The sequence below is a fragment of the Mesorhizobium sp. M1A.F.Ca.IN.022.07.1.1 genome (assembly GCF_003997575.1).
Lineage (GTDB): Bacteria > Pseudomonadota > Alphaproteobacteria > Rhizobiales > Rhizobiaceae > Mesorhizobium.
In genome coordinates this window covers 1-7,588 of sequence record NZ_RZST01000291.1, presented here as the reverse complement: position 1 = coordinate 7,588, position 7,588 = coordinate 1, and the positions used below count along the sequence as shown (strand labels likewise).

Sequence of the window (7,588 nt, the reverse complement as noted above, 5' to 3'; positions counted from 1 at the left end):
GGGCGCAGGTGCTTGAGATACAGATGGCTGCAACAGAAGCGTTAGCTACCCTTGAGCCTGGGCTTGCGGGCTTAGATGAGAAATTGCGACAACTCGGCGAGGCGTCAAAGGGAGAGGACGCCGACATTGGTCAGCAGCGAAATCAAATTCAGGCCCGTCGCGCTGAACTCGATTCCGCCATCAAGCGCGGTCGTCTTCTTGCGACAAATGCGGCAACTACACTTGAAACGATCAATCGCTCCCTCTCAGCGGAGTTCAACCGAAGCACGTTTCAGAAAGAAAATTCTCCGTTGTCGTCCGGGTTTTGGATCAAGGTCGGGAATTCAATGGAAACTGACTTTCAGCGTGTCGACCGGGTTCTCAATCAATCCTTCACAAAGCAGGGCGGTGCCGATTTTCCATCGATAGTACTTGCGGCATTGAGTGTCGCAGGTGCGTTACTGGCATTTGGCCCGGCGAGACGACGGCTGGAGTCGCTCGGTTTCGACTTTATGAAACACAAAGCTCCCGGCACACGTGTTCGCCGGTCCGGTCTGGTACTGTGGTTCACGACCGTCGGCACCCTAACGGTTGTCCTCGCCTTCAATTTGCTCGCGCTGGCACTTCGCTTGCTCGGATTCTTTGCCAACGACGCCGCAAGTTCCCTCCTTACTCTGCTTCTGGGAGCGACCTCGTTTGCGGCGTTCGTCGTCGTGCTCGGACAGTCGCTCCTGCTCAACGACCGGGGGAGCTGGCGTCTTCCACCGCTAAGCGATGCGACAGCCCGCGCCTGGCGGCATTATCCCATGTTTGCCGCGGTGATCATGGCATTCGGAGTAGCACTCGTAGAGACAAGCCGTCTTGCTGGCGTGAGCTCGGCAGGCAATGCGCTGCTGAACTTGGTCATCGCTCTTTGTTACGTTCTTCTGATCGCAGCTGCATTGCGAACCGGGCGCCTGCTGCGAGCGCATCCGCCCGCCGAGGATGGTGCCGTTTTCAGGGCGCCGGCGCCATGGCTGCTGGCCGTGGAACTCGTCCTGCACGTTGCCTTGCTCACATCGGTTCTCGCACTGCTTTTCGGGTATATAAGCCTGGCGCTTTTCATCGGGCGGCAGGTGGTATGGATAGCGGTTATCGCCTCAGGAGCCTACCTGCTGGTCCTCGCCATAGACGATTTCGCTCAGGCCGTCTGTTCGCCAGAGGGGGATATAGCCCGTTACCTTAACGCCTCCTTCCGGGTTCGCCCGGGTACCGTGCGGCAGATCGGCGTCGTCGGCTCGGCGATGGTTCGGGTTTCGGTGATGTTCGCGGCGGTCGTTCTCGTGTTCGCTCCCTTCGGGCCAGGCACCGGCAACCTGTTTTCCGGAATTGCCGACGTCTCCAGTATAACCGTCGCTGGAATAACCATCGAACCAGCCGCTGTCGTCCGCGCGGCTATCGTATTTGGGCTCACTCTAGCTGCGGTCCGCCTAGTCCTGCGCTGGTTCGAGGACACTTATCTTCCGACGACGGGGCTTGACAGCGGGGCCCGCAACTCCGCCGTCACGGTCGTGAAGTACGCTGGGTTCATTTTGGCATGTCTATGGGGGGTGAATACGCTCGGCATCGGCGTCGAGCGGATTGCACTGGTCGTGAGCGCACTTTCTGTAGGCATCGGCTTTGGGCTGCAGGCGATCACTCAAAATTTCATCTCAGGCTTGATCCTCCTTGCGGAAAGGCCGCTAAAGATCGGCGACACAGTCCGGGTCGGAACGGAGGAGGGTGACGTCAGGAAGATTAGCGTGCGCGCTACGGAAATCCAGATTTCGGATCGGTCCGCGCTCATTGTTCCAAACTCGGAGCTCATAACCAAGACGATTCGGAACATGACCCCTTCCGAGCCGATCGGCCGAATGGAGATCGAGTTCAGTGTTCCGATCGACCATGACCCAAAAAGAATACAGATGCTCGTTCTTGCGATCTATTCCGAACACGAGGGCGTGCTCGACGAACCTCAACCGGTGATTCTTATCGAAGCCATTGTCGACGGAAGAATCAACTTCAAGAGCTATGCGTTCGTCGCTTCGCCGCGAGCGGTGGCGGACACAAAGAGCGCTCTTTTGTTCACGCTCCTTGAACGCTTTCGTCAAGCCGACATCACACTCCATACATCATAGCGGGGAGTTGGAGATCCGCGCAGGTGATCAGCTCTCGCATTTACGCATAAGCTACGGGCGGATCTTGCTTGCGAAGCGCTTACCCGGAGTTTCGCTATTGCGAAGGGCCAGATAACGTCCGCGTAGGTCCTCTCCAAACTGCAGCCAGCGGTCTTCGCAGCGCAATCGGCCACGGCAATCTGAAAGGTCTACTACTGCAGATTTTTCAGGCGCTCGATAGCTGCCGGGAATCCCTTGAGCGAAACGTTGAAACTCGTGTCTTTCCCACCAGCATAGGCTTTGGCGCTCACTGTGAGGATCTTCGTCGTCTTCATCGTCTCGATGCTTGAAGTCGAGAACTTGAATGGTGCCAGACATCCAGTCGGCAAGCAGGTGGCGAAAGCTGCCAGCTGCTCGACAGGCTGATCGCCGAGCCTCAATCTTATGCCGTCTGGCAGGTTCAGGCCGAAGGGCATCGTTATGATAGCGGCGTAGTCTCCGTTTTTTGGCTGAGAGATTTCGATCGAGAACATCAGCAGCCGCTGCTGCTGATCGAATTGGTACTGCCCTACGGAGCACTCCCTTGCGTTTTGAGCAATGCGGCATTCAACAGCCCAATCACCGTAGGTCTCCTTTACGGCATCGGCGCCATTGGGCAATGTAACGGAAGAGGGCTCCTCACTCGCCGTGCCTTGAGTCATTTCAACCTCTCCCCACCGGCGACCATTCAGATGGGCCAAGGCGTTACTGGGAGGCCAGCTCTGCTCGTCCTGTAATTTGCGATAGGCGAAAGCCTGCGTGTTACCGCCTGAAACCACAAGTATGGCCGCTAAGAGCGTCGCCATTCGTTTTATTGCCATGACTCGATCCAAACTCAATTTCATGCGGGGCATCCATCACGTCTGGAACACTTGGCCTGATGTTAATTGTGGCAAAAATGTCTTCTTTACATTCAGTTACAATCATTGCAAGTGATCTCAGATTGATCAACGTCCCCGAGACTAGGCCGGATTGCTGCATCGGTCTCGCCTTGCTGAAATTGCCGAACTTCCCACGGCCTGCAGTTGCTTGCTATTATTCGTCAGAAGAGTTTCCGAGGTGGAGTCGAGCTTGCTTAGGCTGCCTATCGAAACGGGACGATGCTGAATGACCACAGTCTGGCGGTCTTCGCGGCAGCAGGGCGCGCAGGAGATGTCTTATGCTGTCTTTCTGGTGATTCAGCTGCCGGGCGCGCCTGCGAATAGGCAATCCAGGTACGATGCGACCAGCCCTGCCGCCACCGGCCTTTCATTCCCGCACTCGGCATCGTCGCGGCATAGAGAAACCAGCCGGCCCTATGCAGGTTGATGGGCCGGCCGGCGCAACCGGCTGGGGTTGCTCGCCATACCGAGACAGCGGTGGCAGTGGCTGCACGCCATGGTCAGGGCAAACCTCCACTGCCGGCTGCATCGTTCGACGAATTGCCCCCAATCCGTCGAAGCGAAGATTTCGGGTTCAGGCTTAGCTCGAAGCGCGGCGCTCGCATTCTTCAGCCTGGTTCCCCCGGGGGCTCGCGCGGCTTTTTCTGGAGGACGAAGATATTGTGATCCGCGTAATAAGCCGGCTTTGGTCCCTTAGGGCTGGGGCCGCCAGTGCCTCCCAAGCCGAAATCGGGTTGTGCCGCCATCGTATGCTTCACGCCAGTAAAACTGCCTGCCCAAGTTTCGGCCAGCGACAACCGAGTCGTGAGACGTTGCTGCGGCAGCAGCCCTATCCCTTTCGGAGGCAGTTGCTCGATCAGCCGGCTTTTCAGTTCGCGCAATGCAATCCGGCGCGGCCAAGGTAGTGAATCTTGGTCCGCTCTATCCCACAAAGCCGCATCCCTAGGGCCGTCAAATGTCATGCAGTTATGCATGAGGCGATCCTTTTCGAACGATTCAAGCAGTATCAGAATAGTGCGTGTCTATTTCCGCTTTGCTACAAAAAGTTGCGGAAGGTTTCTGAAAAAAGGAAATTTGTTTCGCAACATTGCTGCGAGTCGGCTGGATTTGTGGTTGCGATTTTCCAATCGCTTGGTTGATGCCCTCGTCGTGGCGCAATGACGCGTTCCCGTATCGAGGACAAAGCATCGGAATTTTGAAGCCTAGCGTCCGGCGCTAGATCGATAGGTTGTTTCCACGTTTACACCGTTGAGTAAGCGGTTCTCACCAAGCCTCGTCGTAGATGCGCGCCTCCGTCTCCGCGTCGGTCTCGTGGCGATACTCCCATCTGTCCCCACGCCATCTGCGCATCAGCGCGCCAGTTGCCGAACAACCATCAATCAACCGCTTAGGCAACAGCGCGAAGTAGCGGCCCCATTCGTTAACAGGCAACCCGCCACGGCTCCAATGTTCCGCCACCATATATAAGCTCTTGAGAAAACCCTTCGATCTCAATCTAAGCTCCAGCAGCACTATCGCCATAGATGACGGTCCGATATTCACTGCTTCACAGTTCAATCTTGGCCTGCGTCTAGCGACTTTGTTCTAAGGGGTCGGATTTCTGCGACGCGGATTCGGGACGCGCCGTCTTGGATGAGGTTCCGCTCAAGCTGACGTCGACTCTGCTTATGATCGGCTTCAGAGTTGGTTTTTCCAGGCTCATGTCGAGTTTGCTAATGGTCGGCTTGCTATAGGTTTTCTTCAAGGGGCACTCCTCGGCATGGCTTCAGTCTGGCGGGGACTGCCGTGTGCGGGTTAGCTATCATGACGAAAAAAAGATGTGGGAAAATTTCACACATGTCAATGGGCGATGCATTGCTCGCGTATGCGAGTGCCTCCTTCCGTCATTGCCTATGCCCTTGTGGAAATAATCCCGCTGGCTATTTTCGGCACGGTCTTTGTGACTGACGGGTGAAGACTTTGATGAACAGATCGGAAGGGCGCTCTCTGGACGCCGCCGGGGTCCAGAACGCATTAAATAGGGTTCTTCGTCCCCTAGTGCGGCTGGCTATCAAGTGCGGGGTGACGTTTCCGACCTTCGTTGACCTGCTGCGGCAGCTTTATGTGAGTGTGGCGGAGCATGAATTCGCACTGTCTGACAAAGAACAGACAGACAGCAGGGTCAGCCTACTGACAGGCGTACATCGGAAGGAGGTCAGCCGGCTGAGAGGCGCTGGTGCTCCAGTCCGGGTGGTGCCTGAGTCTGTTTCGAGGACGAGTGCCATCGTTGCGCGCTGGCTCGCCGACCCGTTATTCGTCGACCGCCAAGGCCTTCCATTGCCTTTGCCCCGAACGGGCAAGGTCGGACAGGCGTCATTTGCCGGCCTCGTGGAAGCGGTGACCCGCGATTTGCGTCCAAGGGCGGTTCTGGACGATTGGCTCGATAGAAAACTTGTCGAAATCGACGAGGGCGACCGAATCGTGCTGATGGAAAGAGCCACTGTACCGCGAGAAGACGGCGAGGTTCGGCTCTATTACTTTGCCCGGAATCTTCAGGACCATGCTGCCGCTGCCGTCCAGAACGTGCTCGCCGATGAGCCAGCGTACCTCGAACGTGCTGTCCACTATGATGGACTTTCCCAAGAACTCGCCAGGGCGCTCGAGGCTCACAGCCGCAAGCTCGCGATTGAAATGCTCCTTCGTTTGAATAAGCATGCGAACAGGGCTGTTCGCAGCGATCCTGGCGGGACTAGCCGATGGAATTGCGGCATCTATATTCTCACCTCGGATGGGACCCCGGCTGGTGCCGAATTTTCACCTCAGCACGACGATACCAGCGGATCGGCTTCATGAGTTGGAGCCGGAGGCCGAAGTGGCGCTGAGGCAGCCAGCGGATCACCGGAGCGATCTTGTCGCCACCGTTCACGAGCGGACCTACGGCAACATCATGCCATGAATGCAACGGTCCGACCGGCCGGTCTTTGGGGTTGCGTTGGGGGACCGAAAGACAGGCCAGCCGGCGCAGCCGTTGATGGCTCGTTCAAGAAGAGGGGCGCTCGAGCTCTTTTGGGCGACTCCTTTCGGCGAACTTCCCATGGGACGGAAGCCTTCCGGCCCCGGCCCGTGCCGCATTGATCCATGCCAGAGCACCGGGCCTGGGCGCCCGCATCGTCCTGTCGGTTGATTGTCGGCGGCTCGTCTGCGGGCGCGGCGCCGGGCTCCGGCTGCAGCCAGCAAAGGGTAGATGGCCGCGATGGAGAACAGACCGAGCGCGAAAAGCGTGCGACGCATGACATGATCCTTTCCTGCGCGCTTCGGATGAAGGGTAGGATAAGGAAGGTCTTTCTTTGCCGCTTTGCTTCTGTGTATTGCTGAAGATTTTCGAAAAAGGAAGATTTGTTTCCGAATGTTTCCAGCGGCCTTGCAGAAACGTTCCGTTGCAATTTTCTGTGCCGCTCGGCGGCGTCGCTCCCTATAATCAAAGCGAAAAGGCAGGCGGGCAGACATGCAGGCACAACCCCATATCCTCGTCGTGGACGATGACCGCGAGATCAGGACGCTGCTCGGTCGCTATCTCGACGGGCAGGGGTTTCGCGTGTCGGTGGCGACGGACCGGCGCGAATGCGAGCAGAAGCTCGGCTCGGGCCAGTTCGACCTCATCGTGCTCGACGTCATGCTGCCTGACGGCTCCGGTCTCGACATCTGCCGGAGCCTCCGGGACCGCAAGCCGCATATCCCGGTCATCCTGCTGACTGCGCTGAAGGAGGACGTCGACCGCATCATCGGCCTGGAGGTCGGCGCCGACGACTATCTCGGGAAGCCGTTCAATCCGCGCGAGCTTTCTGCACGCATCCGCGCGGTGTTGAGGCGTTCGGCGCCGGAAGAAGCCGCCCCGCCCAAGGTTCGCGTCTATCATTTCGCCGGTTACCGGCTGGAGCCGGACACGCGCAAGGTGACGCATGCCGACGGCGCGCTGGTCGACCTTACCGGCGCCGAGTTTGATCTGCTTCAAGTTTTCGTCGAAAGGCCGGGCCGGCTGTTGTCGCGCGACCAGCTGCTCGATCTGACGCAAGGGCGCGAGCGCGAGCCGCTCGACCGGTCCGTCGACGTGCTGATGAGCCGGCTGCGCCGGAAGTTCGCCGAGGCGGGCGAGGAGAACCTGTTCAAGACCGTGCGCAACGGCGGCTATCAACTGACCGCGCGCGTCGAGACCGCGGAGACCGGGGCATGACCTCGCTGCGCCGGCGGCTGATCATCCTTCTCGTCGTTTCGATCCTCGGCGTCGTTGGGCTCGCCACCTTCGTCGCGATCAAGGTGCTCGGCGGGCCGTCGCCGGAACTGATCATGGGGCCGCTCGCCCACCAGATCCAGTACATGGTGCAACTGGCTCCCGCCCGCGCGCCGAATTCAAGCGATGCGCCCATCATCGTGAAGGATCGCCCGGCCGACGGCTTCGAGGACGGCAAGCACACCAAGGTGCTGAACGAGATCCTGCGCCAGAACGGCCTCGATGTTTCGGCGGTTGTCAGCCGCCATGCCGGCGCGCCGGGAATGGTCGCTTCCGTCGAGTTGCCC

At 58.5% G+C, this 7,588-nt stretch carries 7 protein-coding genes and 1 pseudogene; 4 read left to right on the top strand and 4 right to left on the bottom strand.

Features of this window, described 5'->3' with window-relative positions; translation table 11 throughout:
* The coding region (locus EOA75_RS25235; RefSeq protein ID WP_206517032.1) for a DUF3772 domain-containing protein at positions 1–2,135 on the top strand (2,135 nt) is incomplete at its 5' end.
* 191 nt (positions 2,136–2,326) lie between these two features.
* Here the strand turns inward: EOA75_RS25235 and EOA75_RS25230 are convergent.
* The 4 genes from EOA75_RS25230 to EOA75_RS34205 form a co-directional block, all read right to left on the bottom strand.
* Positions 2,327–2,998 carry an invasion associated locus B family protein gene (locus EOA75_RS25230; RefSeq protein WP_164747550.1) on the bottom strand — a complete coding sequence of 224 codons (672 nt, stop codon included), beginning with the start codon at positions 2,996–2,998 and terminating at the stop codon, positions 2,327–2,329.
* A 644-nt stretch (positions 2,999–3,642) separates the two neighbouring features.
* Complete coding sequence (locus EOA75_RS25225) at positions 3,643–3,915, bottom strand: hypothetical protein (RefSeq protein WP_127325431.1); 273 nt, start codon at positions 3,913–3,915, stop codon at positions 3,643–3,645.
* Between the two features lie 382 nt (positions 3,916–4,297).
* Positions 4,298–4,555: a hypothetical protein gene (locus EOA75_RS25220; RefSeq protein WP_127214136.1), complete on the bottom strand. Its 258-nt coding sequence runs from the start codon at positions 4,553–4,555 to the stop codon at positions 4,298–4,300.
* A 49-nt stretch (positions 4,556–4,604) separates the two neighbouring features.
* Complete coding sequence (locus tag EOA75_RS34205) at positions 4,605–4,778, bottom strand: hypothetical protein (RefSeq protein ID WP_164747549.1); 174 nt, start codon at positions 4,776–4,778, stop codon at positions 4,605–4,607.
* 218 nt (positions 4,779–4,996) lie between these two features.
* Here EOA75_RS34205 and EOA75_RS25215 point away from each other — a divergent pair, with 218 nt between their 5' ends.
* The 3 genes and pseudogenes from EOA75_RS25215 to EOA75_RS25205 form a co-directional block, all read left to right on the top strand.
* Entirely contained in the window at positions 4,997–5,866 is an 870-nt protein-coding gene (locus EOA75_RS25215; protein ID WP_245456882.1) for a DUF6502 family protein, read from the top strand.
* A gap of 652 nt (positions 5,867–6,518) precedes the next feature.
* A complete protein-coding gene (locus EOA75_RS25210; protein ID WP_127214134.1) occupies positions 6,519–7,244 on the top strand; it encodes a response regulator in 726 nt (241 codons plus the stop codon).
* Positions 7,241–7,588 (top strand): annotated as a pseudogene (locus EOA75_RS25205) (two-component sensor histidine kinase); the annotation flags it as partial. The gene EOA75_RS25210 and the pseudogene EOA75_RS25205, both read left to right, overlap by 4 nt.